Source organism: Mucilaginibacter myungsuensis (genome assembly GCF_015222005.1).
In the GTDB taxonomy this organism is placed as follows: Bacteria; Bacteroidota; Bacteroidia; order Sphingobacteriales; family Sphingobacteriaceae; genus Mucilaginibacter; species Mucilaginibacter myungsuensis.
Genome location: NZ_JADFFL010000011.1, coordinates 38,240 through 63,682, shown reverse-complemented (window position 1 = coordinate 63,682; position 25,443 = coordinate 38,240). Strand labels below are relative to the sequence as shown.

Sequence of the window (25,443 nt, the reverse complement as noted above, 5' to 3'; positions counted from 1 at the left end):
CCTCAATGAAGTAATTTCGCAGTCACTAAGAAAAGAGGACGAGATTTGGATTATTTAGAGGGACTTAACCCCGAACAAAGAGGAGCTGTTTTACAAATTAAAGGCCCGGTGATGATCATTGCAGGTGCTGGATCGGGTAAAACGCGTGTGATCACTTACCGTGTGGCACACCTGATCCGCAGCGGTGTCGACGCTTTTAATATATTGGTATTGACCTTTACTAATAAAGCCGCCAAAGAGATGCGTGAGCGTATCACCCACGTGGTTGGCACCGAGGCCAGGAATATTTGGATGGGTACTTTCCACTCGGTGTTTGCCAAGATATTACGGGTAGAAGCCGAAAAATTAGGCTACCCAAGCAACTTCACCATTTACGATACAGATGATAGCAAAAGCGTACTGCGTGCCATCTTGAAAGAAATGAATCTGGACGATAAGTTGTATAGCGTAAACCATGTGTTAAGTCGCATCTCATCGGCCAAAAACAATCTGATCAGCTGGATGGAGTATGCCAAAAATGAGCAGATCTTGGCTGACGATAATGAAAGCCGTCGCCCAATGATGGCCAAGATCTACGAGACCTACGCTACCCGCTGTTTTAAAGCAGGTGCGATGGACTTTGACGACTTGCTTTTCAAGACAAATGAGTTACTAAAACGCTATCCGGATGTGCTGAACAAGTATCAGCACAAATTCAAGTACCTAATGGTGGATGAGTATCAGGATACTAACTTTTCGCAGTACCTAATTGTGAAGAAATTGGCCGCTGTTACTGAGAATATTTGTGTAGTTGGTGATGATGCGCAGAGTATCTATGCGTTCCGTGGGGCCAATATCCAAAACATCCTCAATTTTGAGAAGGATTACCCTGATGCCAAGATCTTTAAGCTGGAGCAAAACTACCGCAGTACACAGAACATCGTAAATATCTCTAACAGTATTATATCCAACAATAAGGAGCAACTGAAGAAGAACGTTTTCAGCCAGAACGAGGTTGGCGACAGAATAAAAGTGATGCGTGCCTTCAGCGATAACGAAGAAGGCAAAATGGTAGCCGAGGCGATCATGCAAGACCGCAGTACCAACGGCCTTAAATGGAGCGACTTCGCTATCCTATACCGAACCAACGCGCAATCGCGTGCGATGGAAGAGGCCCTGCGTAAGATGGGCACACCCTATAAGATCTATGGTGGATTGTCCTTCTATCAGCGTAAAGAGATCAAGGATCTGATCGCTTATTTCCGCCTGACATTTAATCCTAACGATGAGGTGGCGATGAAAAGGGTGATCAACTATCCAAAACGAGCTATCGGCGATACTACGATCGACAAGATCATTATCAGCGCAGATCAGCATAAGTTGACGCAATGGGAGATCATCACAAGTGCTCAGATGTACCTGGATGGTCGCAGTGCCGGTCCGGTCGCAACCTTCGGTACACTGATACAAAGCTTTCAGGTGGTCACCAAAAATATGACCGCCTATGATGCCGCTTTGCATATCGCGCAACACTCGGGTTTGTTAAAAGACCTATACGATGACAAATCGGTAGAAGGCTTGAACCGTTACGAGAATATCCAGGAATTATTGAACGGTATTAAAGAGTTCAGCGAGCGCGAAGATATTGAAGAAAAGGGTTTGGACGTGTTTATGCAGGACATCGCTTTACTGACCAACGACGACAACGACAAGAACCCGAACGCCGAGACCGTATCCTTAATGACGATACACTCATCCAAAGGCTTGGAGTTCCCTAACGTATATGTGGTGGGGTTGGAAGAGAACCTGTTCCCGTCGCAGATGTCGTTGAATTCGCGCAGCGACCTTGAGGAAGAACGCCGTTTATTCTACGTGGCTGTAACGCGGGCGAAAACCAAACTGAATATCAGTTATGCCACATCACGTTTTAAATTCGGTACGCTGATCAATTGCGAGCCGAGTCGCTTTTTAGATGAGATAGATGCTAAGTATTTAGAACTGGACTACTCGGCCAAACCAGCTGCAAGTTCTTTCTTTGAGAATGAGCGCCAACAATGGGCGCGTAAAGATACTTTCTCTAAGCCACAAGCTCCAACGTCCAAACCATCGACACCGCCTAAAACAACATCGATGTTAGCCAAAGCTCACATACCAACACCAGGGTTCGCACCTTCTGATACATCTAATTTACAGACAGGTATGGAAGTAGAGCACGAACGTTTCGGCTTTGGTAAGGTATTGCAATTAGAAGGCAACAAGCCCGATATTAAGGCAACGATATTTTTTAAAGAAATAGGCAACAAGCAACTGCTTTTAAAATTTGCCAAACTACGTATTGTGGGTTAAAAGTTTTACCCGCATGTAATAATTATCTCATTACGGGTATTATTAGTTAAAATTCCACACCGAATTACCCAATTAGTGGGGACGTAATTCCCCACTAATTTTAACTTTCACTACAAAACTCACATTTTCAGGCAATAAAGCCATCTTACGTTTATGGCACAGCCTTTGGATATAGTTTATATCTGATAATATAAACTATTGATATTGATGAACCAGAACTTTAAAACCCGATCTAACCAAACCGCAGGCAAAAACATCCGTGCAGTTAGGCATCAAAATAATTGGAGTCAGGAGGATGTTGCAAATAAACTTGGTATATCTATACCGGCCTTCTCGAAGATAGAAACAGGGATCACAGACATTAACCTTTCAAGGCTACAGCAGATCGCCGACATTTTTGAGATGAGTTTGGTAGCGCTGTTATCTTTTGATGACGAACACACCGAATACACATCTTCTGACCTGACGGATGCCCGTAAAAAATTAGAAGAATGCGAAGAAGAAATAGTTGAATTACAACGCAAAGTTATTGGCTTATACGAAGAATTGCGCCAACGCAATTCGGCCTTAGTATAAGCATTTCGATACCCCGCTGGTTTATCCATAAAAAAAGCTTGATGAATATTCATCAAGCTTTTCCTGTTTCTACCAAGTTACAGACAATATCAAAACCCTGCCCTATCCGGATCGTGCAGCATATCGCTCATATCAATGATCTTATCATCTATTTCGGATACACACTTGTTCATCATATTTATACACTCTTTTTTATCTACCAAACCTTCTTTCTCCAGGTTCATCAAACCTTTAAGCGTAGCAATAGGTCCACGTATTTGGTGCGACAGGTAAGACGAGTATTCTGAAAGTTTTTTATTCTTGATCTGCAGATCTTTAGTACGCTCGTCTATGATCTCCTCCAGATGATGATTGATCCGGTTCAGGTTATCTTTTTGGCGCGATACCTCGGCGTTAAGTTCGGAGAGTTTTTTGTTGGTCTCGGCTTTCCGCTTAACATTCAGGATAAGCAACATCACCAATGATATGGCAAGCAAGGCCAACACTGCAGCGCCTGCAAAAAGGTTAAAGCTATATTTATTTTGAGACAAAAGTGCTTTGGCGGCATCCAGTTCAGCATCCTGTTCGCCTTTTTTCTGCACCAGGTTTATCTGTTCTAATGTTTTTGTCTTGGTTTCTTCAATGTCTTCTAAATGCAGGTTATTTAATATCTCAGCCGCTTTTTTAAAGTTTCCTTTTTTAAACTCCAGTTTGTAAGCGGTGTATAACAGATCGGTACGCAGTTTACTTCCGCCATTTATCCGGCCGGCTTCGCCCAAGTATTTGTTTGCCAGATCAAATTTTTCTTGAGCAGTGTAAAGATCTGCTAAAGCCAACGATGCCTCGGCTAATAGCGCGGCGTTATTTAACTCACGTGCTTTTGTATCAGCATCGGTCAACAAGCTTTGTGCCTCCTGATACTTTCCTAATATAGTACCGCAGGCACCTGCTTTTATGGCGCAACTGATCTCTTCCTGCTCCTCTCCGGCTCTGCTAAATATCCCAAGCGAAGCTTTGTAGATTTGGTAAGCTGCAGCAAACCGCTTTTGATGGAAATTTACATCAGCGATACTTACATTTATGGTAGCAATGAGTACACTATCGCCTGCTTTTTGCGCAATTGGTAACGCTTCGGAGAAATAGGTTAAAGCTTCTTTAGGGTCATTAGCCTTATACAACGTTCCAAGATCGTTTTTAACTTTAGCAACACCTATGTTGTATCCCCGTTTTCCGAAGAGCTTTAGAGCCTTAGAGAAATATTCAAAAGCATACTTATGATCTGGTTTCAAACTATACAAGATCCCTAGTATCCGATAAGATTCACCTAAGCCAACAAAATATTCAGACCGACCGGCCGCGCCCGCAGCTTTATTGGCCAGCGTAAAAGCTTGCGCCGTATCGGTGCGCAGATTTGCTAAAGCCTGCTTATTTAACATTACAACCTCAACAGAATCGGCATTTTTATTTGTTTGATAGGCATAAGAACGCTCAAACCATAATAGCAATGATACACTAAGAAGAACTGAGTAGAAAAGTTTCATCTGATAGCGAATAATTTAGTTTGAATCGGTGATGAAGATAAGGGCTATTGACAAAAAAAACAACAACTTATCTTTAAATAATTTGCAGGTATCACAAACAAACAAATTTAAATAACAAACTATAAAACAACAACATACAAACAACACATCCCCGACAGACATCATTTTACTACCAGCAGCTTTTTACTTATTTGCTGTCCGCCCACCTTCATTACATATATATACATCCCGGCATTAAGGTCGCCTAAATTGACAGTAAGTTCGTGATTGCCCGCTCCCTGGTATTCATCCTCTAGAGATTTTACTGGCACGCCGAGGATATCATAGAGTTTGATCAGCACTTTACCCGCTTGCGACAAGCTATAGCCGATCTTTGTAACATCCCTAACCGGGTTGGGGTAATTTTGACGAATACCGATCAACAGGAATTTTTCTTCGATGGCCTCATTTATCGCATCGAACAATACAAAACTTATCAGCTTGTAACCTTTAGCATTGGGGTGCACCAAGTCCTGATACAAGCTAAAATCCCTACCTAATGAGCCGTTAAGATCAGCAAGGTAAACATGATACTCCTCAGCCAATCTTTTATAAAGCGCGTTTATTTGCTTTACTATTAAGTTGCAGTTTTTAAGGAATTGATTGTTTTGATCGTTGTAAAACTGAATAGTGCCAACTATTGGTGTCAATTTACGTTTTAACGATTCCTCTATATAATAACGCATGTTCCGTTCGGTGTCGAACAAGCGCATCTTACGATTAGCGATAGCCTGGGCATCATTCGCGCCCATAATGATCACTAAAAAACCGGTGCGGTTCTCTATCGCCTTAACAAATCGTATAAGTCCCTGCGTGGTGGTTTCGCCGGGGATACCGTTGTTGGTCACGTCAATGACCTTGCCATTGTAGCAATTCTGAAAGTTTTGTTTAAGATCCGGCTGAAAAGCGAAACTTCCAACACCGGCAACCGTGCTGGCCCCAAAGGTGGTAATATTGATACTGTCCTTACTGTAAAATTTGGCGGCAGAACTACAGGTCGGCGTCTGTGCAAGGGCCGATATGGTAACAGATAATAAAAAGAGCGCGGAGTATAGTATCCTCAGATGCCTTTTATTTAATGTTTTCAATGTTTAACCAATAGTGCTTTTCAAATATACAAATATTGCCGCCGATTATTATCTATCTATCAACAGAAAGTTGAATATTACATATAGCCGGTTTAAACCATAAGGCAAATGTTATACCACCGGTATATTATCCAATAAGTAACATGCTTTAGACGATCGTTAGGGCTAAAGCGTTACAAAGCCGTTCATTTTAAGCCTTATCATCAATAAGCAACTGGGGAATTAAAAGGAAAAATTTACACACCGGCTTTTCTCATTCCCGCATCTGTTATATTTGTCCACAAACGATCTCATTATGCAACACATTAAAAATTATATACAGGCCAACAAAGACCGCATGCTCGAAGAATTGTTCGATCTGTTACGCTTTCCATCCGTGAGTGCCGACCCTAAATACAAGGACGATGTGCTTAAAACTGCCGATTACGTAGCGCAAAAATTGCGTGATTGCGGTGCGGACAACGTTGAGGTTTGCCCTACAGCGGGTTACCCTATCGTTTATGGCGAAAAGATCATTGATCCAGCCCTGCCTACCGTATTGGTTTATGGCCACTACGATGTACAGCCTGCTGATCCACTTGAACTTTGGCACACCCCACCTTTTGAGCCGACTGTGCGTGATGGCAAGATATACGCCCGCGGTGCGTGCGACGACAAGGGCCAATTTTACATGCACGTTAAAGCGTTTGAATTGATGGTTAATACCAACACCTTGCCATGCAATATCAAGTTTATGATCGAAGGTGAGGAGGAGGTAGGCTCTAACAACCTTGGCATCTACGTTAAAGCTAATAAAGAACGTTTAAAAGCCGATGTGGTATTGATATCCGACACATCTATGATCAGCATGGAAAACCCGTCGTTAGAGACCGGCCTGCGCGGCTTATCATATTTGGAGGTTGAAGTTGTTGGCCCTAACCGCGATCTGCATTCAGGCGTTTATGGGGGCGCGGTAGCTAACCCGGCCACCATACTTGCCAAGATGATCGCATCCATGCACGATGATAACAATCATATCACTATCCCGGGTTTTTATGATGATGTGATCGAACTGACCGATGCCGAAAAAACATCACTGAACTCGGCGCCATACAGCGAAGATGAATTTAAGAAGGACCTTGGTATCGACGAAGTTTGGGGCGAAACAGGCTACTCTACTTTCGAGCGTACAGGCACACGCCCAACCTTAGAGGTGAACGGCATCTGGGGTGGTTACATTGGCGAGGGTGCTAAAACCGTGTTGCCATCCAAAGCTAACGCCAAAATATCTATGCGTTTGGTGCCTAACCAAACATCAGAAAAGGTCACTCAGCTTTTTACCGATCATTTTAAAAAGATAGCCCCGTCGTACGTAAAGGTCACCGTTACCCCGCACCATGGTGGCGAACCGGTGGTTACCCCTACTGATAGCATTGCTTATAAAGCCGCTCAAAAAGCCATTGCCGAATCGTTTGGCAAAGAGCCTATTCCTACCCGAGGCGGTGGCAGTATCCCTATCGTAGCTTTATTCGAAGCTGAATTAGGAATTAAGACCGTATTGATGGGCTTCGGTTTGGATAGCGATGCATTGCACTCTCCTAATGAGAAGTATGACATTTACAATTATTACAAAGGCATTGAGACCATTCCATTGTTCCATAAATATTTTGCGGAGTTGTCGAAATAGTGATCAGTGATCAGTGATCAGTTTGGAACAGCTGAAGGGCGATAGTGTTAATACTGTCGCCTTTTTTATTAATTTGGTGATGATGTAGCATTAGGTTGCTATCCGGCGTAATCCTATAAAAACTTACAACCATGCGTAAATTGATATTAACCGGACTGATCATTGTAACAGCACTAACCGCCTGCGAGAAAAAAGCTACAGACCCAGATAACAGCACCCCGTGTGCGCCCAAGGCTTGCACGATGGAATTTAGAAGTGTCGGCGTAAAATTCGTAAAGAGCGGACAGGGTTTAGCCGTCCAAAATTTCAAAGCGGTAAATAAACGGACCGGTCAGCAACTAAAGAACACCGGCATTATGCCTAATGCCGACCAAATGCCTGGCTATTACATTGTAGCGAGCGACAATAATTTAAAAGAATTGTCGGATGCCGGCGACGAGATCTTGGTGTCAGCAACCGATCCTGCTACCAACGTTACCAAAACAGCGACCTTCAAGATAGCAGGCGGATGCGCTTGCCACGTAGCCAAGACGTCGGGACCAGAAGAGGTTGTGTTCGAATAAATTTCCTTTCTGTTATTTCTCACTAATGCCTGCCCGTCCATTATTTATTTTTGGCAGGCAGGCATTGCTGCATTTAATTGCTTACCTTTAAGCAATTCCATAACACCCACCACATTCCTATTTACTTAGGCATTGCCTTTTTGTTGCGGCAGTATTTAAGCATTTGCTATACTAACAACAAAACAAACTATGACAAAGGCAACATCATTGTGCTCTGCACTTTCTACTTCCCCCTCTATTTCACAATTCCATTTCTTATTAACTATTAAAAACTTCATATTATGAGTAAAGACAAAGGCGGCAAAAAAGAAGCAAAGAAATTACCTAATCCGGTTGGCAAAGGCGCACCATCAGATTATCAGGCGGGCAAAACGCGTACATCATCTGTAGACAACGCTCCAATTAAAAAGAAATAAGATGGCCGCGCAAGACACACAAATGCAGGCCCGTATATATGTATACGACCTGAACAATACAGCAAAAGAGTTCGGCTTTAAAACAGACGAAGGTTGGGAACTGAATGTTGCGACCCAAGAAGAGAAAACGACCATCGAAAAACGTTTCCATCCAACCATCTCTATCAAAGTTAAGCCTGAAGCTTCGGCTGAGATATTTGGCTTAGTAAAAGGTGGTTTAAGCCAAAGTGCATCTAACATACCAAATAACCAAGAGGTTGCTAAACGTAATACCGACGAGCAACAATACCTGGTAGCATTTAACCCTAAGCGTGCAAGGCACTGACATTGTAATCTTAAATAATAGTAATGGGCCACCTACAAGTTTAGATGGCCCATTTTATTTAGACTAATAGAGCGATACCTACGATTTGAACCCGTAGCTCCTATCATCGGCCGACGGTCCATAGGTTGCGGGTACAGGTATGTCATTCATGCGCATGTAAACGGTCAATTGCCCGCGGTGGTGTACCATATGGTTGATCACGCTCTCTAACTGTTCGCGCTTGGTGGACTTAAGTAATTCCTCATCTCCCTTTTTAAGATAAAATGGTTCGTCGAGCGAACCTTCGGTTACCGATGCCAGGCTTTTCTTGGCGGCCTCGATATTACTTTCAAATCGCTCTACCATTGCTGCACCATCCTTCGATTCTACATGTTCGTAGGTCGCGAAATTGACCTCACCCTTTTCGATGATATAATATATCCAATTAGGGATATCACCAACCAGCATAGCCAAATAGCCCATTTCCATGGAGCGCTCGTGCGGTTTAAAACCAAAATGTTCGGGTTGTATATGCTCCAGGCATTTGATGGTCGACGGTGCTTCAGAGCTTAATTCGAGTGCCAGGTTTTCGGCAAAAATTATGTCGTTCATAGTAATTACATTTTATAAGTGACTGATGAACAAACAACAAACCCCACGCCGAATGGTTTCCGCTGATACCTACGGCAACTTGATCATAAATAAGTTATGGTAAAGCAATGCTCGCCCGAACCTACTTTATCCAATAAGATGGTTTGGCCTACAACTTTACCTTTCACCTTTTTATCATCCATCCAAACCTGATATTTGCCCGTCTTTTTAAGCGGCAAATAAACCTGAGCTGTTGTGTTAGCGGGGATATTTACATTCATCACAAAAGATACCCCGTCGCGCTGGCATGCTACTTTGATCGTACCTTTAATCGTCGGCACGTCTATACTGGCGTTATCCAAACTACCGGTCTGTGGCTTGATGCTGAAGGTATCCCAGCCCGGCGTCAATGGCTCTATACCCATTAGCTTGCGCGATATGATGTTGCCGGCCGCTGCTCCCCAGGCATGGTTCCAATCCTGGTTGGGCTTGTATTTATTGTCCCAGGCCTCTAAGGTAATGGAACTACCCACTTTAATCATATTGTACCACCCACGGTCACTTTTAGACGTTAGCAAGCTTAGACCATAGTCAGCATCACCGGCATCATAAACCGCATCCAATAAAAATTGCGCACCGTAAACGCTTGCCTTCATTCCGCGGGACTTGATAAATTCTAAAACCTTTGGCTGATACTTTTGATCGACCAAGCCTAAAGCCATCGCGAACATATTGGTGTGCAACGATGAATGGTCGGTACCATCGCCATCAACGTAGATTCCGGTCTTACCGTTAAAGAACATCTTTTGATAGGCTTTTTTAACGCTCGTGGCCTTTTTAAGATAATAAGCCTCGTCCGACGCGTTACCCATATCCTTTGCAAATCTGTTCATCAACACCAATGCACGATAGTAGAACGCGTTGACGACCGAATTGTATTTTGTAAAAACAAAGCCATCCGTTTCTGACCCATGCGGCCAGTCCACGATATCCCGCAGATCGCCATCGTGATGTACCGACTTGAGCAGTTCTTTCGTCATCTTGCCATTTTTGGTGCTGATCAGTCCGGTCGAGTCCTCCAAAGCGGTCAAGCTTTTGGCTTTCAGATCTTGATAGAAATATTTGGCAGAACTGATGTCACCTGTGTACAAGTAGTCATTCCAACCGATCAGTACCGATTGCAATATCCACTCCGTCGGCCAGGTTGGTGTATTGATCAAATGCTCGTACGTTTTCCTTGCGATGGAAAATTCCTTATCGACAGCGTAATGACTTAACTGGTTAATGTAAGCATCAGCCTCATAAGCCAGGCGCTCGCGGTCGCCATCTACATAAGTGCCCAGGTAAGATGTCGCTTTCATCGAATACTTACATAACTCCCATATCGCGTTCAAGGTACTGTCCGAACAGTGAAATTTTGCCACATCATCATTAAATGGATAATGAACGAATAACCGCGTAATATCATCAGCCTTTAGCGGGTGATTGTAACCCTCAACCTCAGCATATCTGAAAGGAGTTACCTCGCCTATATCTTCCGGCATTTTAATAGCCAGCGGGCGGGTGTTTATTTCATTCTTTTTCAGCTTTATCTTGTAATGATGCCAGCCTTTATTTAATGGCAGCAAATATTGTGCGTAACGTATCGTCCCGGGTGGTCTGCGATCTATATTGCCATTAGCGTCAACAATCTCGCATATCCGTAATCTAATGGTATCAGTTTCCTTATCTGAATACAATCGCAATTTCAACTGACCGAATGCATCCTTACCAAAGTCGACGCGATAAACGTCGGCAACTTTACCAAATTTAACCGGCTTTTCCTCCGTAACCTGTTGCGGATAATAGGCCGACTTGTGATCAGCTAAAACAGTATCGGTATAAAAAGTTTGTGGTTTGGAGTAAGGGCTTACTTGGCTTTTATTGTCCCATTCGCGCACCTTCCAATAATAAGCGGTGGATGGTTTTAAGGCAGTACCCTTATATCTCGCCCCGCTTGATGATGCGCTTGATATCTTGCCGCTATCCCAAACGTTACCCTTGTCAGTGGTTAGGTCCTTTAAGTTGTCCGCCACCAAGATTTGGTAAGCCGTCTGAAACACATTATTGCTGTTGCTATTCATCTCCCAACTAAATCCCGGGTTTCGATTACCGATCAGTACTGACCTGATCGTTCTATCGGCCAAGTTAGCAGGCGACGACTGTGTAGCATATCCATTGATGGATTGATAATTCGGCTGCGCCATCAGGTCGGTCATTAAGCCCGATGGCGTCGATAAACTATTAGTTTGAGCCAGTGCCGATGCACTGAAGAAACAAGCAACGGTGAGTGATAAGATCTTATGCATGGTAGGGTTAGCCTTTAAAATATTCGCAATGTTCTAAAAAATCGTCGTCGGCATCGGCACCTATACCAATAGCATCAGGCATTTTCAGGAAGAAGCCGTCGTAGTTAACGCCGCCCACGCATGGGTCTTGCAGGTGGCCCAACATGCAGGTGTCCATATCATAAAAACGGATATTTGGGCTGAAGTAAACAAAATGTAGTTTGGCGCTTAAGGCAATACGGCTCTCCAGCATCCCTCCCATCATACATGGGACACCGTATTGAGCGGCGGCATCATGGATCTTTTTAGCCTCGTGTATCCCGCCCGATTTGGACATTTTGATATTGATATAATGGCAAGATCCGGTCTTTAACTGTTTTAGCGCGTCGTAGTAGTTATAAACGCTTTCGTCGGCCATGATCTTTACCGGCGATAGCAACATCAACTCGGGCAGCCGGTCATCGAACCAGGTGCGCATAGGTTGTTCACAAAATTCGATATTGTATTCACCCAAGGCTTGCAGGGCGTAAACGGCGTCCTCAAAACTCCAGCCTTGGTTAGCATCAATGCGGATCAGCATATCCTGACCTACCGCAGCGCGTATCCTGCGGATACGTTCTACATCTTCCTTAGCACCCTTACCCAGTTTTACTTTCAGATAATTGGCTCCCTGCTCGTGGAATTTCAGGGCACGCTCAGCCATCACTTCAGGGCTTGCAATACCTACTGTGATGTCGGTCTCTACTACTTTTGGTTTACCGCCAAGATATTTCCAAAGCGGTTGCCCGGCGTGTTTGGCCGCAATATCGTACAAAGCCATATCAAAAGCACTTTTGATAGTGGTGTTGCCTGCGGTAAAACTGTGGAGTTGGCTAAGGCGTGCCTCGATATCTAAAGCATCCTGTCCTTTCCATAATTTGGCAAACTCTTTGGCCATCACCAGGCAGGTATCCTGGGTTTCGCCTACGATCATGGGGAAGGCCGAGCATTCGCCTACGCCGTAAAAACCGGCATCGGTATGTACGCGTATAAAGGTATTTTGCGCATGGTCCATAGTGCCCGTAGCGATGGTGAACGGCTCCATGGGGATGCTGAAACGGTAGATGTCTATCCCGGTGATGATGAGTTGTTTGGCAGTCAAGGCAGATATTTTATAGATGATATTCCTGCAGGCTATGTGTTAATAATTTGCTAAGTGAATATTTTTTGCACATTAACACATTAAACCTATCTTTGCGTTACTACAAGTATAAGTAATTATCATTTCGTTTTCGCCCTTTCGGCTCTTTAGCTAGGCGACGACACCACAAAAAATTTTATTTAAAACGATTAGCATGGCTATAAAACCAACGCCTGAGTTCGACTATAATTCCACGCGGAAGAAATTGTTACTGACCGAGTACGGCCGTAACGTGCAGAACATGGTGAAATACATTGTGGAACTGCCCTCTAAAGAGGAAAGAAATAAATATGCCCTGGTGGTGATAGAGTTGATGGGTTTTTTGAACCCGCACCTGCGCGACGTGGCCGATTTTAAGCACAAACTGTGGGATCACCTGCATATTATCTCTGATTTTAAGATAGATGTAGATTCGCCATACCCGATCCCGTCTACCGAGGCTATCCATTTTAAGCCCGAGCCTTTGCGCTACCCCAACCAACGTATCCGCTACAAGCACTACGGTAAAACCATCGAGCTAATGATCGAGAAGGCTAAGGCTATTGATGAGCCGGCCCGCAAGCAGCACATGGTGCAAGCGATAGCTAATTTTATGAAGATGGCTTATGTGCAATGGAACAAAGATTCGGTATCGGACGAGAGCATTTTGGCCGACCTGCACCAACTATCGCGCGGCGAATTGAAATTGGAAGAGAACATCAACCTGAATAAGGTAGAAGTCCGTACACCTATCAACAACCAGCGTAACAGCACCAACACGCGCAGCAACAATAACAATCCGCGCAATAATAATAACCAGAATAATCGCGGACAGAACAACAATCCACGTAATAACAATAACAACCAAAACAACCGTAACCGTAATACAGGCGGTGGCGGCGGTGGCCGTAAATACTAATATTTTTTAGATCTGGTTTGGGGCAGATAGTCTTAACGGACTTGCTATATTTGCCCAGGTTTATCGGTCGCGAGCCGTTAAGCTACGAACCATCAACTATCAAAAAAATGACTAACGACGCATTTGAAATTGTAGGCGGCAAGCCGCTTAAAGGCGAAATTATACCACAAGGCGCTAAAAACGAGGCGCTGCAGATCCTATCAGCCGTATTGCTGACCGGGGAGAAAATGACCATCGGCAACGTACCGGATATTAAGGACGTTAACAAACTGATCGAGTTATTAGGTGATATGGGTGTAAAGGTGGAACGTATCAACGAGGACACTTACACTTTCGAGGCATCGAACATCGACCTTGACTTTTTTGAGTCGGATCTGTTCAAGCAAAAAGGTGGCAGCTTACGCGGATCGGTAATGATCGTTGGCCCGTTATTGGCCCGCTTTGGTAAAGCATCTATCCCAAAACCGGGCGGCGATAAGATCGGCCGCAGGCGTTTGGATACCCACTTCTTAGGTTTCGAAAAATTGGGCGCACGCTTTGATTACAATGCTAACACCGGCTTTTACAATGTAGATGCATCTAACCTGCAAGGCACTTACATATTGATGGACGAAGCTTCAGTAACAGGCACGGCCAACATTGTGATGGCTGCTGTTCTGGCCAAAGGTACAACCACCATCTACAATGCCGCTTGCGAGCCCTACCTGCAACAGCTTTGCAAAATGCTTAACCGCATGGGGGCCAACATCAGCGGTATCGGCTCAAACTTACTGACCATTGAAGGCGTTGAGCGTTTAGGCGGTACCGAGCACCGTATGCTGCCGGATATGATCGAGATCGGTTCATTCATTGGTTTAGCGGCCATGACCGGGTCAGAGATCACCATTAAGAACGTACAATATAAAGAGTTGGGCATCATCCCTGACACCTTCCGCCGTTTAGGTATCAAGTTAGAATTGCGCGGCGATGATATCTTTATCCCTGCGCAAGACCATTATGAGATAGAGACCTTCATTGACGGTTCTATCATGACCATTGCCGACGCGCCATGGCCGGGCTTCACGCCTGACCTGTTGAGCATTGTTTTGGTAGTTGCTACACAAGCCAAAGGATCTGTACTGATCCACCAAAAAATGTTCGAGAGCCGTTTGTTCTTTGTGGATAAACTATTGGATATGGGCGCGCAGATCATCCTTTGCGATCCGCACCGTGCTACGGTTATTGGCTTGGATAAACAAGTAAAATTACGCGGCATCTCCATGACATCACCTGACATCCGTGCAGGCGTTTCGTTACTGATCGCTGCTTTATCGGCTCAGGGTAAATCTACCATCTACAATATCGAACAGATAGAACGTGGTTACCAGCACATAGATAAACGCTTGCGTGCTTTAGGTGCTGATATCAAAAGAGTGTAATTTAAACACACGATAGATAAAACAAAGACGGCGGACCGATATGGTCCGCCGTCTTTGTTTATGATCTCTTAATATTTTATATCGTTGCCGGCCCGGCTTCAACGGTAACCGGGATAAGTTCTACTGCCGGTACCGGACGGATATGCTCTGCATAGAACCGTTTTTTGTGGTCGGTATATTCGCTTACCGCTCCTAAAACACTCATAGTCTTAATGTAGTACCAGGCCAGATCTACCTGGTGTGGTTTAAAGCCGGAACGTGCACTTTTTGGATACAGGTGATGGTTGTTATGCCATTCTCCCGCTACAATACCCGGCCATACCTGATTTACCGACATATCTTCCCAATTATGATCGACACCTTCGCGGCGTTTATCTTCGCCTTTGCCGTGCCCTTCGTAATTAAAGGTACGTACACCAACACCCCAAAAACCTGCAGCGCCAAATAAGGTAAAAGCTAAACCAAAACCGCCGATCAAAAAGAACACTAAAAACCAAAAACCCCAGCTTAGTATGATCGACACCATGGTGCGTAATGGATTGGCAAGCGTGCCGTATTTTTTGTACTGGGCATAGGTATTTACGTTTACACCGGTATGTTTCATCAACTTAACACAACGGTTGTAGTCTTTCTCGTCCATGTTACGGGCGATGGGCTGGTGATTAACATCTGCTAAAAAGCAGTATAGGAATCCGCCCGAAGCATTGTAAGGATCCCCTGGTTGGTCTGACTTAGCATGATGCACATGATGCGATATCACATATATCTCTTCGGGGATGATCTTAATGGTCAAATTCTGGGTCACAAATCGCCAAAAGTTATTCCTGAACTTGTAAGCACGATGGGTGCAATAGCGATGATGCCAAATGGTGCCATGCGTACCAAGCACGATCATGCTATAAACAAAAGCAGCGATCAGCAATTTAATGCTAAAAAATTTAAAAATGAAAAGAAACAGGCAGGGCGTTAACACCAATATCATCATCCAACTGGTGAATGATAGCCAGTTTTTCTTATCGCGGAAGATGTTCAGTCTATGAAAAAATTCTGTGATAATTTGTTTAGGAGTAGGTCTCACCAGATCACCTTCACTATCTCTCCAGCCATACGATGGCTGCTCGAGCACTTTGTCTAAAAAAGTCATTAATTTTCTTTGAAATTTATGGATTCACCAATGTCAGGGGAGTGTCAAATATCTGCAAGATACACTTTACATATTAAGAACGGATACTTATCAAAAATATTTCGAAGAAAAGATTATATTTCTAAAAATGCTAAAGGTATTGTAAAGCAAAATTTGCTGCCCAAGCCGGGATCAGATTCGGCCCAAATGGTACCTTTATTTAATTCTACCAGTTCCTTACTCAGTAGTAAGCCCAGGCCAGTACCTTTCTCGCCGGATGTGCCACTGTGTGAAAAATGCGAATTGGTCTTAAAAAGTTGTTCTATCTCGGCCTGGCTCATACCTACGCCGGTGTCGCGCACGCAAACGGTTACCATGCCTTCTTTTAAACTTGCCGATACGCTTACCTGCCCGTTATTACCGGTAAACTTAATGGCGTTGCTCAGCAAATTCCTAAGCACTACTTTAACATGATTAGCATCAGCCCAAGCAGAAATATCAGCATCGAAATTATTGTTTAAGATTATCCCTTTTTGCTGTAGCTGATGCTCAAAGATCACTTTCATCTCTACAGCTATCAAAAATAGGTTGATGTTAGTAGCAGATACCGTTTGTCCCTTGATCTGCCCCGAGGCAAAGTCCATTAGGTTAGATAATGTTAGTTCGGCCCCTTTAACTACGGGTGCAATGTCCAACATTAGCTTTTTTACTTCATCAGCAGTAACATAATCTTCGGCAAACAGATCGATGATGCTACTCAGGTTAGCTATCGGAGTGCGGAGATCGTGACCGATGATACCCAACAATTTGTCCTTCAATTTATTTACTTCTTGCAGGTCGGCACGTTGGGCTTCTATTAATTGTTTTTGCAAACCCAGTTCCTTATGCTGTACATGCAGCTTATTGTTCAACCTATTCTTTTGGCGATAGTAGATAAATATCACAAAAAGGAAAACCACAGCAACTAACAAAAACGTAACGAGCAGCGCGATGGTGCGGTGTTGGGTTTTAATAAGCGCAACATTAGCCTTACTACTGCGGCTTACCTGTTCAATATCATTTAGTTTGCCGTTCAGCTTGTCATAGTCTTGGATAAGTTGGAGCGTTTTCCGATTCGAGAAATTTCTAACGCTGTCATATATTGCCGTCTGCTTTTCGTGATTGGCGGCCTGCGCGGCCATGTTGCCCTGCTTTTTATAGATATCCGAAAGTACTTTTAACGCCCGCAACTCCAAATTAGATGAACCGATCGTCTCGGCCAAGTCAAACCCTTTTTTGGCAAATACAAGTGAGTTTTTCAGATCATTGCGCTGTAAGTAAACCTTCGATCTGTCGATGGTCGCTACCGATAGTAAGCGATTGTTATTAAGTTTAGCTGCGAAGCTGAATGCGGTATCTAACATGAGCTCAGCAGCGCTCAGTTTACCTTGTTTGATATAGATCTGCGCATAGCGACTGTATAATATACCCCTCAAATTATCCTTGGCGGCTTTAACAGCATAGCGCATAGCCAGCTTAATATGGACCAGTCCATTCGCGGTGTCATTAGTAGCGTTAAAGATGGATGTCATCTCCGTAAAAATGGCCGCCCGCATGCCCACATCTTTACCGGCCTGTTTAAGACTAAGCATAAAGTATCGTTTAGCCGGCTCATAGTCTTTCATATCGGTGTAGTTGCGGGCTATGTTGCGGTAACAATCGCTTAAAGCAGCTTTATTACCGTTAAGATATGGAACAGCCAAAACCAGATAGAACTGGCTAACAGGCACTAACGACTGCACCCAATACGTAAGACCTATCACATTAAAACTTTTGCCGATGCCGTAACGGTAGTTGTTCTGTTTTGAAAATACCAGCATCCGCTCGGCGACCGCGCGTATCGAATCCGGTTTTTTAAGGGCCATTGCGTCGGCCTGTTTAAGTACCTTATCTATCTCTGCATTACTAATTTTAACAGCCGTAGCTTTCTCCTTTTTCAGTGCGAAGGCAGAGAGACAGCATAGCCATAAAAACAGTGAAGCGATAGCGGTTCTCATTACTACTTGTTTTCCTTTTGGTCGATAGTAATTATGCAGCGTTCTGAAGCCAGCGTCTGTTTGGCTTGTTCGATATCGAAATTTGGCCGCGATGTGCGGATTTCATGCACCTGTTTCAGCTTTTCTATTTTGCGCTTTCGCGATTCTTCAAAACGGCGCACCTGCTCCTCGTTCTCTAATATCAGGCCCGGAACTTCGGCGGGTCGGTTATCATCCGTTTTTGCTACCATGGTAAAGTAGCTGGTATTGGTATGAGTGATGACGTTGGTCTTTACATTCTCCGATTCGACCCGTATGCCGACCACCAATGACGTTTTGCCTACGTAATTGACCGATGCTTTTAAGGATACCAGATCACCAACTTCCACAGGTGCTAAAAAGTTTACCGTATCTATAGATGCTGTTACACAGTAATTTCCAGCATGTTTGGCCGCGCACACGTAAGCTACCTTATCCATCAGGGATAACAGCACGCCACCGTGTATCTTACCACCAAAATTGGCGTATGATGGTATCATCAGCTCGGTAATAGTCGTCCTGGAGAACCGCACTTTTTTGAACGGCAATTTTAGTTCTTCAGCATTAGGCATCATCAACAGTATTAAGAGGTTACAATGTTAATCAAACGGATCGATCAGCCAAAAAAATAAAAAATTTAAACCTTTTCCTGTTATCGCTGTCCCATAACTTAGCTTGCATCTAACCTGATCTTGTATTTAAAATATTCAACCTGTGAAAACACTGATCAACCTTTATCTCGTTCTGTTCACCGCCCCCGTCTTTGCCCAGGAAACGATGGAGGTTATGTCGAAATTTGACAAGGAACACATGGAAGTTTTCCGGGTATTGAAGAGAGACGTGAAAACGCGTGAGGGCTTATACCAAATGCGTTATAAAAAGAAAACAGCGGTAGCCAGCGGCGTCTACCGCAACGATAAACGGACAGGTGTATGGCATTTTTACGATAGCAAGGGTAAAATACTCCAGAACTTTGATTACGACAAGAACCAAGTGACCTTCGAGGCTCCTGAAGCGGTCTCCCCCATCATGCATTTCAATTATCGTATCGATGAAAAATTCACCGAGAAAGATTCCGTTATCAGGCCCATCAAAATAGGCGGACGTTATTACGGATATCTCCCAATACTAAAACTATTTAAACGCCCCGCTGACATTGGCATGGACGGTTCTTTGCAAATACCAGCCATTGTAGAACTATTGATTAGCCCGGGCGGTAACCTGGCAGATTATGTCATCCACATCGATGGCCTTGACCTGAATGTTAATTTAAACTTATTGACCGCCGATGAAAAACGTTTTGTCCCCGCCACCAAGAACGGCCAGCCGATACAATCTACCATTATCATCCCTTGTAAAATGACCATGGGCGGAAAATTGATATCGCTTAGCGACATGCAAAAGTGGGAGGTTACTGAAACTAATTGAACATTAACTGCCCATCCCAAGGCCATAGGCCTTAACTTTGACGCAAAACATATCCCAGTGTGACCGAATACAGCAAGTTAAAACGTTTCCATAGCTATAAATTTCAAAAAGAATTTAGGGCCAACAGCCTACGCAAAGTTCGCAGTTACGAGATCGTGCTGCACTGGCTGCACAAATATCTCAATCGCACCCAGTTTCTTATCTTGTCCGGCATATTGGTCGGCCTTTCAGCAGGATTAGCAGGTGTGATCCTGAAAATGCTGGTCCACTACATCCACTATCTCATTACAGCCAAATTCCAATTTGAAGAGCAGATCTTTTTCTACATCGTGTTCCCGTTAGCAGGTATCGTATTGGCTACTATCGCTGCCATGACCTTCAATAAAAAAGGCAGCGAGTTAAAAGGAGTACCAGCTATTTTGTATGATATTGCCCAAAACTCAAGTTTTGTTGCCCCCGTTAAAATGTATTCGCAGATCATCCAAAGCGCCATCACCGTAGGCCTGGGTGGTTCGGCGGGATTGGAGAGTCCTATCGCGGTCACCGGGTCTGCCATTGGGTCAAATTTCTCTAAAACTTATAACCTTGATTATAAAGACCGTACGTTATTACTGGCTGCAGGCGCTACTGCGGGCATCGCTTCGGCATTTAACGCACCCATAGCTGGAATGATGTTCGCTTTTGAGATCTTACTTACCGGAGTGGTCTTTACCGATTTTATTCCTCTGGCCGTTGCTGCTGTATGTGGCAGTTTGGTTTCCCGGATCATATTGAATGAGGAGATACTTTTCCAGTTCCACTCCCGGCACGCTTTCAATTACAAAAACATCGGCTTTTATATTTTGCTGGGTTTGATAACGGGACTTTATGCCAGATATTTCACCGTGATATCCTACAGGGTAGAGCTTTTTTTCAAACACCTTAGTTTAAATAAATTACAAAAAGCTGTGCTGGGTGGTTCATTATTGGCTTTACTTTGCGTGCTGTTCCCTCCGCTGTTCGGCGAAGGCTATCAAACGATCAAAGATCTGGCCGACGGTAAAGTGAATAATACAATTAGCGCCAGCTTCCTTAAATACTTTGATTATCAGGAGTGGTTCGTGCTGCTATTCCTTGGCTTGATTTGCCTGTTTAAAGTATTTGCTACGTCTATCACCATATTCAGTGGTGGCACCGGTGGCAACTTTGCGCCGTCGCTATTTGCAGGCGGAACGGTTGGTTACTTTTTGGCTATCCTACTGATGCAATTAGGTTTTACCAATGTGCCGGTTACCAATATGGTATTGGTTGGTATGGCCGGGGTGATGAGCGGGGTAATGTACGCACCGCTGACAGCGATCTTCCTGATCGCTGAGTCGAGCTTTGGGTATGATCTGTTCATTCCATTGATGACCGTATCGGTGATATCTTATCTGATCGCCAAATGGTTTGCACCTGTATCTTTAGATCTAAAACATTTAGCTGATGAAGGACAGATCTTCACCAAAGAGCATGATCAAAACCTGTTGACGTTACTTCATACATCTGAACTCATCGACAAGGATATCCAGTCGGTACATATCGACGCGCCATTTACCACCCTTATCGATCTGATACGCGTAGGTAAACGTAACCACCTTGCGGTAGTAGATAATGAAGAAAATTTAGTGGGGATGATCCGGTTGGATGACGTACGCCCTTACCTATTCGCAAAGGACCTTTACGAAAGTTTGGCCATCCGTAATGTAATGATACAAGCGCCAGCTACGATCAATATCGAAGACGATATGCGGCAGATCATCAGCAAGTTTGACGAAACTAATACCTGGAATCTCCCGGTAGTACAGTCGGGCAAGTTTATTGGCTTTATTTCCAGATCCACGGTATTAAATCAATACCGCGAGTTATTGAAAGAACACTCGGCCTGATCTTTATTTAACAAATTTAGCTGCTACCCAATCTTTCATCTTCAGGTGACTGATGTATTTCAGTCCGTACTTACGTGCTTCGTCGGTGATGATCTCTAGATCGGGCGTTTCGTAAAATCCGCTGAAATAGATCTCGCCATCAGGCAGTAATACTTCGCTGTAACGTTGTATCTGATCCAGTAAAATATTACGGTTAATATTAGCCAGGATGGTATGATACTGATCGTTAGGGATAACCTCTTTAGATCCGCAAAGCGGTGTGATGTTGTCGATATGATTTAAGGCCGAGTTCTCGATCGTGCTGTCATAACAAACCGGGTCATAGTCAATAGCGGTAACGCTCTTAGCGCCAAGTTTAGATGCCAGGATAGCCAGGATACCGGTTCCACAGCCCATGTCTAATACGTTCTTATCTTTCAGATCGGCGTTCAGCATCAGATCCATTACCATGGTAGTGGTCTCGTGATGGCCGGTACCGAAAGCCATTTTAGGGTCGATGATGATCTCGTAGGGAAATTCCGGACGAGCCTCGTGAAAAGTAGCCCTCACAAATATCTGATCCCGGATCTGCATCGGTTCAAAATTACTTTCCCATACCTCGTTCCAGTTCTTTTGCGGCACCAAGGTCACATCATAACTAAAAGTGAAAAGGTCTTTATATGGCGCTATAGCTTCCTGCAAAACCTCTTCGTTAAAATTATCCACAGGGATATAGGCTTTAAAGCCAAGCTCAACCTCCTCAAAAGTATCAAAACCTATTTCGCCCAAAGCGTTGATCAGCAGATCTTGCTGGTAATCCTCAGTAGGTATAGTGGTGAACAGTAATTCGTAATAATTCATTTCGTGAGATATAAGATGTTAGATCTGAGATATGAGACAGAAGTTTCGGAAATCTATTCCGACCTCTCATTTTCTGCTTCAGACTTTTGACTTTCGACTTTTAACTTCTGACTTGACTGGAGCGTCTTCCAATCCAATATCGCCAAAGATAAGAAATTGATGGCCCAATAAATGGCTTGCACGGCGGCCATAAACAAAGTGATCTTTACCAGCCGATCGTTACCGGTAGCCGGATCCCAAATGATATATGATAACCCAGAGGCTGCCAACAGACAAACCACCATCATACATGCAAAAACTGTAAAAGCGATAAGGTGCTTGCGAAGTATAGCATCCCAAATAGGTAAGATGATCAGATACTGTGTGAGCAAGGCCACCACAAATTGGAACGGCGCGAAGATCTTGTAATAATTGATCAATCCCGACGAATAGCCATTACCGATATCGCCCAAACCATCCAACGAGAAATGGAACGGATCATATTTGATCAGTATCGCAAATACCGCGAAAGCTATTAATGGGGGTAGTATGACCTTTAGGAAGCGCATGCGTTAAGTGAGTAGTTGATAAAGTTAGAATGGGTTGATTATGTTTTAGAAAAAAATGAACTACTCACATAACCAACTCATTCAACTACTCACTAAAAAATTAATTAAACGTTTTAACGATGTCTACAAAATCGCGTGATTTTAACGACGCGCCACCGATCAAACCACCGTCGATATCCGCTTGCGCGAACAGTTCGGCAGCGTTTTTAGGGTTACAGCTACCGCCGTAAAGGATGGTAGTAGCATCAGCAACACCCTGACCATATTTGGCAGCGATCTCGGCACGGATAAAGGCGTGGATCTCTTGCGCCTGGTCAGACGATGCGGTAACACCTGTGCCGATAGCCCAAACAGGTTCGTAAGCGATTACCAATTGGCTAAAATGAGCCTCGTCTAAATGGAAAACACCCTCTGATAATTGTGACTTGATCACGTCGAAGTGGGTACCACCGTTACGCTCGTCCAAGGTCTCACCAATGCAGAAGATCGGTTTCAGGCCATTAGCTAATACTGTGTCGGTCTTTTTAGCCAACAAAGCATTATCCTCGCCAAAGTACTGACGACGCTCTGAGTGGCCCAAGATCACGTAAGTTGCACCTACCGAATTGATCATTTTAGCCGAAGTTTCGCCGGTGTAAGCACCGCTTTCAGCCTGATGTGCGTTTTGTGCACCAATAGCAACTTTAGGATAACCTTTAGCCAAAGCAACTAAGCTATGCAGGTGAATGAAAGGAGAACAAACTACAGCGGTCTGATCGCCGGTCACCTCGTCCTTAACCATGTTTACCACTTCAGAAAATAACGAAAGGCCTTCGTTATAATCCATGTTCATTTTCCAGTTACCGGCTACAATTTTTTTTCTCATTTTTTTATTGATTTCACAGATTATTTTCTTGATTTCACAGATCTGGTATTGATCTCACCGATTCTGCTCATCTACTTAATTACTTTATATTCTAATTTGCATATCTGCATACTCCCGCATCTGCACATTAAACTCATACCCAAGCCTCTCTAAAAGGCGCGCTCAATTCATACACCTCTTTCAATATCGCCTGTTCGGTCTCGTTAAAATCACGGTTCTCTCTACGCGAAAAAACTTTAGCCGTGGTTTCCAGCATTTTGCTGATGCGATATTCCTGCAGATCGCCTGCGCCGCCCCAGGTAAAATCAGGCACATGGTTCAACGGGAAACCTGCGCCGAAAACGTTAGCGCCTACGCCTACCACCGTACCGGTGTTGAACATGGTGTTGATACCACTCTTACTATGGTCGCCCATGATCAAGCCACAAAATTGCAGGCCTGTTTTACGGTAGTGGCCGCTTGCATAATCCCACAGCTTCACCTCGGCGTAATTGTTTTTCAGGTTGCTGTTATTCGTATCGGCCCCAAGGTTACACCACTCACCCAATACCGAATTACCCAGATAACCTTCGTGGCCTTTGTTACTATAACCCCAGATCACCGCATTATTCACCTCGCCACCTACCCTGCAATACGGACCAATAGTCGTAGCGCCGTAGATCTTGGTACCCATCTTTACTTGTGAGTTGCTGTGAATAGCAAACGCACCACGAATGTTAGTCCCCTCCCATATCTCACTGCCTGCAGCCAAATAGATAGGACCATTGGTGGTATTAAAAGTATTGCATTCGCTTAGCGCACCTTCTTCGGCAAAAAAATTATCGCCAATGATCGTATTGGTACTGCTAAGTGAGGCACTGTTGCGGCCTTTTGTCATCAAGGCAAAATCCTTGCGTAACTCTATATCATTATATCTGAAGATATATTCAGGATAGCGGATGATCACCGGCAAATGCTTAGTGCTTGCGGCCAGATACTTGGTCGCCGGGTCGAAACCTTTGGCATCGGTAGCATCCAAACGGGCGGCGATCAGCTGATCGCCATTGTTTAGCGCCTCGCCCATTTTTAGCTTGTCAATCGCTTCAAGCAAGGTATCATCCGGGCAAACACCGCCGTTAATGAACAGATTATCATCAGTGATATTGATCTGGAACTTACCTTGAAGATACGGGCGGGTATGCCAGCTATATCCCTGTTTTAAATGCTTGGCCCATTTTTCAGCGATAGTTAAGATACCCACACGCAGGTCGCCGACCGGACGGGTATAAACTAAAGGCAGTAAGTTTTGATAAGCGTTATCGTCGAATAGGATGATGGCCATGGGCGCAAAAATAAAAAAGTCCCCCATTTTATTGGGAGACTTTTCAAATATACTTAAAAGTATCTGATTACTTTTTGTTGTAACGTGTACGGAATTTGTCGATACGACCAGCGGTATCTACCAATTTCATCTTACCTGTATAGAACGGGTGAGAAGTGTGAGAGATCTCTAACTTGATCAATGGATACTCGTTGCCATCTTCCCACTTAACAGTTTCGCGGCTTTCGATACAAGATTTGGTGATGAAAGAATACTCGTTAGACATATCTTTGAACACAACTAATCTATAATTTTTTGGATGCAGGTCTTTTTTCATTACTATATATTCCTTCTAAAAGAGGTGCAAAGATAATAAAATATTTAAATTCTAAATCACCTCTTTAAAATATTTCTCAAATTAATTACGGGAAACCATAAAGCAGAGTTTCCTCTCGCCACAAAGATAT

The 25,443-nt window shown here is 44.0% G+C and carries 23 protein-coding genes; 10 read left to right on the top strand and 13 right to left on the bottom strand.

The window, feature by feature from the left end; genetic code table 11:
* The first annotated feature begins 45 nt into the window (after positions 1-45).
* Positions 46-2,325 carry an ATP-dependent helicase gene (locus tag IRJ16_RS20815; protein ID WP_194113585.1) on the top strand — a complete coding sequence of 760 codons (2,280 nt, stop codon included), beginning with the start codon at positions 46-48 and terminating at the stop codon, positions 2,323-2,325.
* Positions 2,326-2,532: 207 nt separating this feature from the next.
* On the top strand, positions 2,533-2,901 hold the full coding sequence (locus tag IRJ16_RS20810) for a helix-turn-helix domain-containing protein (RefSeq protein WP_194113584.1): 369 nt from the start codon (positions 2,533-2,535) through the stop codon (positions 2,899-2,901).
* A gap of 89 nt (positions 2,902-2,990) precedes the next feature.
* On the opposite strand, the gene IRJ16_RS20805 is transcribed toward IRJ16_RS20810, so the two are convergent.
* Complete coding sequence (locus IRJ16_RS20805; protein WP_194113583.1) at positions 2,991-4,421, bottom strand: tetratricopeptide repeat protein; 1,431 nt, start codon at positions 4,419-4,421, stop codon at positions 2,991-2,993.
* Positions 4,422-4,582: 161 nt separating this feature from the next.
* Entirely contained in the window at positions 4,583-5,548 is a 966-nt protein-coding gene (locus IRJ16_RS20800) for an SGNH/GDSL hydrolase family protein (protein WP_194113582.1), read from the bottom strand.
* A 295-nt stretch (positions 5,549-5,843) separates the two neighbouring features.
* On the opposite strand from IRJ16_RS20800, the gene IRJ16_RS20795 reads away from it, so the two are divergent.
* From IRJ16_RS20795 to IRJ16_RS20785, 4 genes are all read left to right on the top strand, one after another.
* A complete protein-coding gene (locus IRJ16_RS20795) occupies positions 5,844-7,214 on the top strand; it encodes a dipeptidase (RefSeq protein WP_194113581.1) in 1,371 nt (456 codons plus the stop codon).
* 131 nt (positions 7,215-7,345) lie between these two features.
* Complete coding sequence (locus IRJ16_RS20790) at positions 7,346-7,777, top strand: hypothetical protein (protein ID WP_194113580.1); 432 nt, start codon at positions 7,346-7,348, stop codon at positions 7,775-7,777.
* A 281-nt stretch (positions 7,778-8,058) separates the two neighbouring features.
* Positions 8,059-8,193 carry a hypothetical protein gene (locus tag IRJ16_RS23075; protein ID WP_262893682.1) on the top strand — a complete coding sequence of 45 codons (135 nt, stop codon included), beginning with the start codon at positions 8,059-8,061 and terminating at the stop codon, positions 8,191-8,193.
* 1 nt (position 8,194) lies between these two features.
* The gene (locus tag IRJ16_RS20785) at positions 8,195-8,518 is read left to right on the top strand and encodes a hypothetical protein (protein WP_194113579.1); all 324 of its coding nucleotides are present in this window, start codon (positions 8,195-8,197) and stop codon (positions 8,516-8,518) included.
* A 78-nt stretch (positions 8,519-8,596) separates the two neighbouring features.
* Here the strand turns inward: IRJ16_RS20785 and IRJ16_RS20780 are convergent, their stop codons facing one another.
* From IRJ16_RS20780 to IRJ16_RS20770, 3 genes are all read right to left on the bottom strand, one after another.
* Complete coding sequence (locus IRJ16_RS20780; protein ID WP_194113578.1) at positions 8,597-9,109, bottom strand: DinB family protein; 513 nt, start codon at positions 9,107-9,109, stop codon at positions 8,597-8,599.
* Between the two features lie 83 nt (positions 9,110-9,192).
* Positions 9,193-11,436: an alpha-L-rhamnosidase-related protein gene (locus tag IRJ16_RS20775; RefSeq protein WP_228080383.1), complete on the bottom strand. Its 2,244-nt coding sequence runs from the start codon at positions 11,434-11,436 to the stop codon at positions 9,193-9,195.
* A 7-nt stretch (positions 11,437-11,443) separates the two neighbouring features.
* Positions 11,444-12,499, bottom strand: coding sequence for a mandelate racemase/muconate lactonizing enzyme family protein (locus tag IRJ16_RS20770; protein WP_194113696.1), 1,056 nt, complete (start codon positions 12,497-12,499; stop codon positions 11,444-11,446).
* A gap of 250 nt (positions 12,500-12,749) precedes the next feature.
* Here IRJ16_RS20770 and IRJ16_RS20765 point away from each other — a divergent pair, with 250 nt between their 5' ends.
* Positions 12,750-13,493, top strand: a complete 744-nt coding sequence (locus IRJ16_RS20765; protein ID WP_194113577.1) for a DUF4290 domain-containing protein — start codon at positions 12,750-12,752, stop codon at positions 13,491-13,493.
* A gap of 107 nt (positions 13,494-13,600) precedes the next feature.
* On the top strand, positions 13,601-14,911 hold the full coding sequence (gene murA, locus IRJ16_RS20760; RefSeq protein WP_194113576.1) for a UDP-N-acetylglucosamine 1-carboxyvinyltransferase: 1,311 nt from the start codon (positions 13,601-13,603) through the stop codon (positions 14,909-14,911).
* A gap of 76 nt (positions 14,912-14,987) precedes the next feature.
* Here murA and IRJ16_RS20755 read toward each other — a convergent pair whose 3' ends face one another.
* The 3 genes from IRJ16_RS20755 to IRJ16_RS20745 form a co-directional block, all read right to left on the bottom strand.
* The gene (locus tag IRJ16_RS20755) at positions 14,988-16,055 is read right to left on the bottom strand and encodes a fatty acid desaturase (protein ID WP_194113575.1); all 1,068 of its coding nucleotides are present in this window, start codon (positions 16,053-16,055) and stop codon (positions 14,988-14,990) included.
* A gap of 113 nt (positions 16,056-16,168) precedes the next feature.
* A complete protein-coding gene (locus IRJ16_RS20750; RefSeq protein WP_194113574.1) occupies positions 16,169-18,070 on the bottom strand; it encodes an ATP-binding protein in 1,902 nt (633 codons plus the stop codon).
* A gap of 2 nt (positions 18,071-18,072) precedes the next feature.
* Positions 18,073-18,663: an acyl-CoA thioesterase gene (locus tag IRJ16_RS20745; RefSeq protein ID WP_228080381.1), complete on the bottom strand. Its 591-nt coding sequence runs from the start codon at positions 18,661-18,663 to the stop codon at positions 18,073-18,075.
* A gap of 139 nt (positions 18,664-18,802) precedes the next feature.
* On the opposite strand from IRJ16_RS20745, the gene IRJ16_RS20740 reads away from it, so the two are divergent.
* Both IRJ16_RS20740 and IRJ16_RS20735 read left to right on the top strand, forming a co-directional pair.
* Entirely contained in the window at positions 18,803-19,516 is a 714-nt protein-coding gene (locus IRJ16_RS20740; RefSeq protein WP_194113573.1) for an energy transducer TonB, read from the top strand.
* Between the two features lie 59 nt (positions 19,517-19,575).
* Positions 19,576-21,423 carry a chloride channel protein gene (locus IRJ16_RS20735; protein ID WP_194113572.1) on the top strand — a complete coding sequence of 616 codons (1,848 nt, stop codon included), beginning with the start codon at positions 19,576-19,578 and terminating at the stop codon, positions 21,421-21,423.
* A 3-nt stretch (positions 21,424-21,426) separates the two neighbouring features.
* Here the strand turns inward: IRJ16_RS20735 and prmA are convergent, their stop codons facing one another.
* The 5 genes from prmA to IRJ16_RS20710 form a co-directional block, all read right to left on the bottom strand.
* Entirely contained in the window at positions 21,427-22,263 is an 837-nt protein-coding gene (prmA, locus tag IRJ16_RS20730; RefSeq protein WP_194113571.1) for a 50S ribosomal protein L11 methyltransferase, read from the bottom strand.
* Between the two features lie 53 nt (positions 22,264-22,316).
* Positions 22,317-22,811 (bottom strand): hypothetical protein, encoded by a 495-nt coding sequence (locus IRJ16_RS20725; protein WP_194113570.1) that lies wholly within the window; start codon positions 22,809-22,811, stop codon positions 22,317-22,319.
* Positions 22,812-22,911: 100 nt separating this feature from the next.
* Positions 22,912-23,676 carry a triose-phosphate isomerase gene (gene tpiA, locus IRJ16_RS20720; protein WP_194113569.1) on the bottom strand — a complete coding sequence of 255 codons (765 nt, stop codon included), beginning with the start codon at positions 23,674-23,676 and terminating at the stop codon, positions 22,912-22,914.
* A 133-nt stretch (positions 23,677-23,809) separates the two neighbouring features.
* Positions 23,810-24,997 (bottom strand): putative sugar nucleotidyl transferase, encoded by a 1,188-nt coding sequence (locus IRJ16_RS20715; RefSeq protein ID WP_194113568.1) that lies wholly within the window; start codon positions 24,995-24,997, stop codon positions 23,810-23,812.
* Between the two features lie 67 nt (positions 24,998-25,064).
* Positions 25,065-25,313, bottom strand: coding sequence for a type B 50S ribosomal protein L31 (locus tag IRJ16_RS20710; protein ID WP_194113567.1), 249 nt, complete (start codon positions 25,311-25,313; stop codon positions 25,065-25,067).
* Between the last annotated feature and the right edge of the window lie 130 nt (positions 25,314-25,443).

Bases quoted from the DNA above. Each gene is read 5' to 3' on its own strand.
- IRJ16_RS20810 (WP_194113584.1), top strand. From the start codon at position 2,533: ATGAACCAGAACTTTAAAACCCGATCTAACCAAACCGCAGGCAAAAAC.
- IRJ16_RS20805 (WP_194113583.1), bottom strand. From the start codon at position 4,421: ATGAAACTTTTCTACTCAGTTCTTCTTAGTGTATCATTGCTATTATGG.
- IRJ16_RS20795 (WP_194113581.1), top strand. From the start codon at position 5,844: ATGCAACACATTAAAAATTATATACAGGCCAACAAAGACCGCATGCTC.
- IRJ16_RS20790 (WP_194113580.1), top strand. From the start codon at position 7,346: ATGCGTAAATTGATATTAACCGGACTGATCATTGTAACAGCACTAACC.
- IRJ16_RS23075 (WP_262893682.1), top strand. From the start codon at position 8,059: ATGAGTAAAGACAAAGGCGGCAAAAAAGAAGCAAAGAAATTACCTAAT.
- IRJ16_RS20785 (WP_194113579.1), top strand. From the start codon at position 8,195: ATGGCCGCGCAAGACACACAAATGCAGGCCCGTATATATGTATACGAC.
- IRJ16_RS20780 (WP_194113578.1), bottom strand. From the start codon at position 9,109: ATGAACGACATAATTTTTGCCGAAAACCTGGCACTCGAATTAAGCTCT.
- IRJ16_RS20775 (WP_228080383.1), bottom strand. From the start codon at position 11,436: ATGCATAAGATCTTATCACTCACCGTTGCTTGTTTCTTCAGTGCATCG.
- IRJ16_RS20770 (WP_194113696.1), bottom strand. From the start codon at position 12,499: ATGGAGCCGTTCACCATCGCTACGGGCACTATGGACCATGCGCAAAAT.
- IRJ16_RS20765 (WP_194113577.1), top strand. From the start codon at position 12,750: ATGGCTATAAAACCAACGCCTGAGTTCGACTATAATTCCACGCGGAAG.
- murA (WP_194113576.1), top strand. From the start codon at position 13,601: ATGACTAACGACGCATTTGAAATTGTAGGCGGCAAGCCGCTTAAAGGC.
- IRJ16_RS20755 (WP_194113575.1), bottom strand. From the start codon at position 16,055: ATGACTTTTTTAGACAAAGTGCTCGAGCAGCCATCGTATGGCTGGAGA.
- IRJ16_RS20750 (WP_194113574.1), bottom strand. From the start codon at position 18,070: ATGAGAACCGCTATCGCTTCACTGTTTTTATGGCTATGCTGTCTCTCT.
- IRJ16_RS20745 (WP_228080381.1), bottom strand. From the start codon at position 18,663: ATGATGCCTAATGCTGAAGAACTAAAATTGCCGTTCAAAAAAGTGCGG.
- prmA (WP_194113571.1), bottom strand. From the start codon at position 22,263: ATGAATTATTACGAATTACTGTTCACCACTATACCTACTGAGGATTAC.
- IRJ16_RS20725 (WP_194113570.1), bottom strand. From the start codon at position 22,811: ATGCGCTTCCTAAAGGTCATACTACCCCCATTAATAGCTTTCGCGGTA.
- tpiA (WP_194113569.1), bottom strand. From the start codon at position 23,676: ATGAGAAAAAAAATTGTAGCCGGTAACTGGAAAATGAACATGGATTAT.
- IRJ16_RS20715 (WP_194113568.1), bottom strand. From the start codon at position 24,997: ATGGCCATCATCCTATTCGACGATAACGCTTATCAAAACTTACTGCCT.
- IRJ16_RS20710 (WP_194113567.1), bottom strand. From the start codon at position 25,313: ATGAAAAAAGACCTGCATCCAAAAAATTATAGATTAGTTGTGTTCAAA.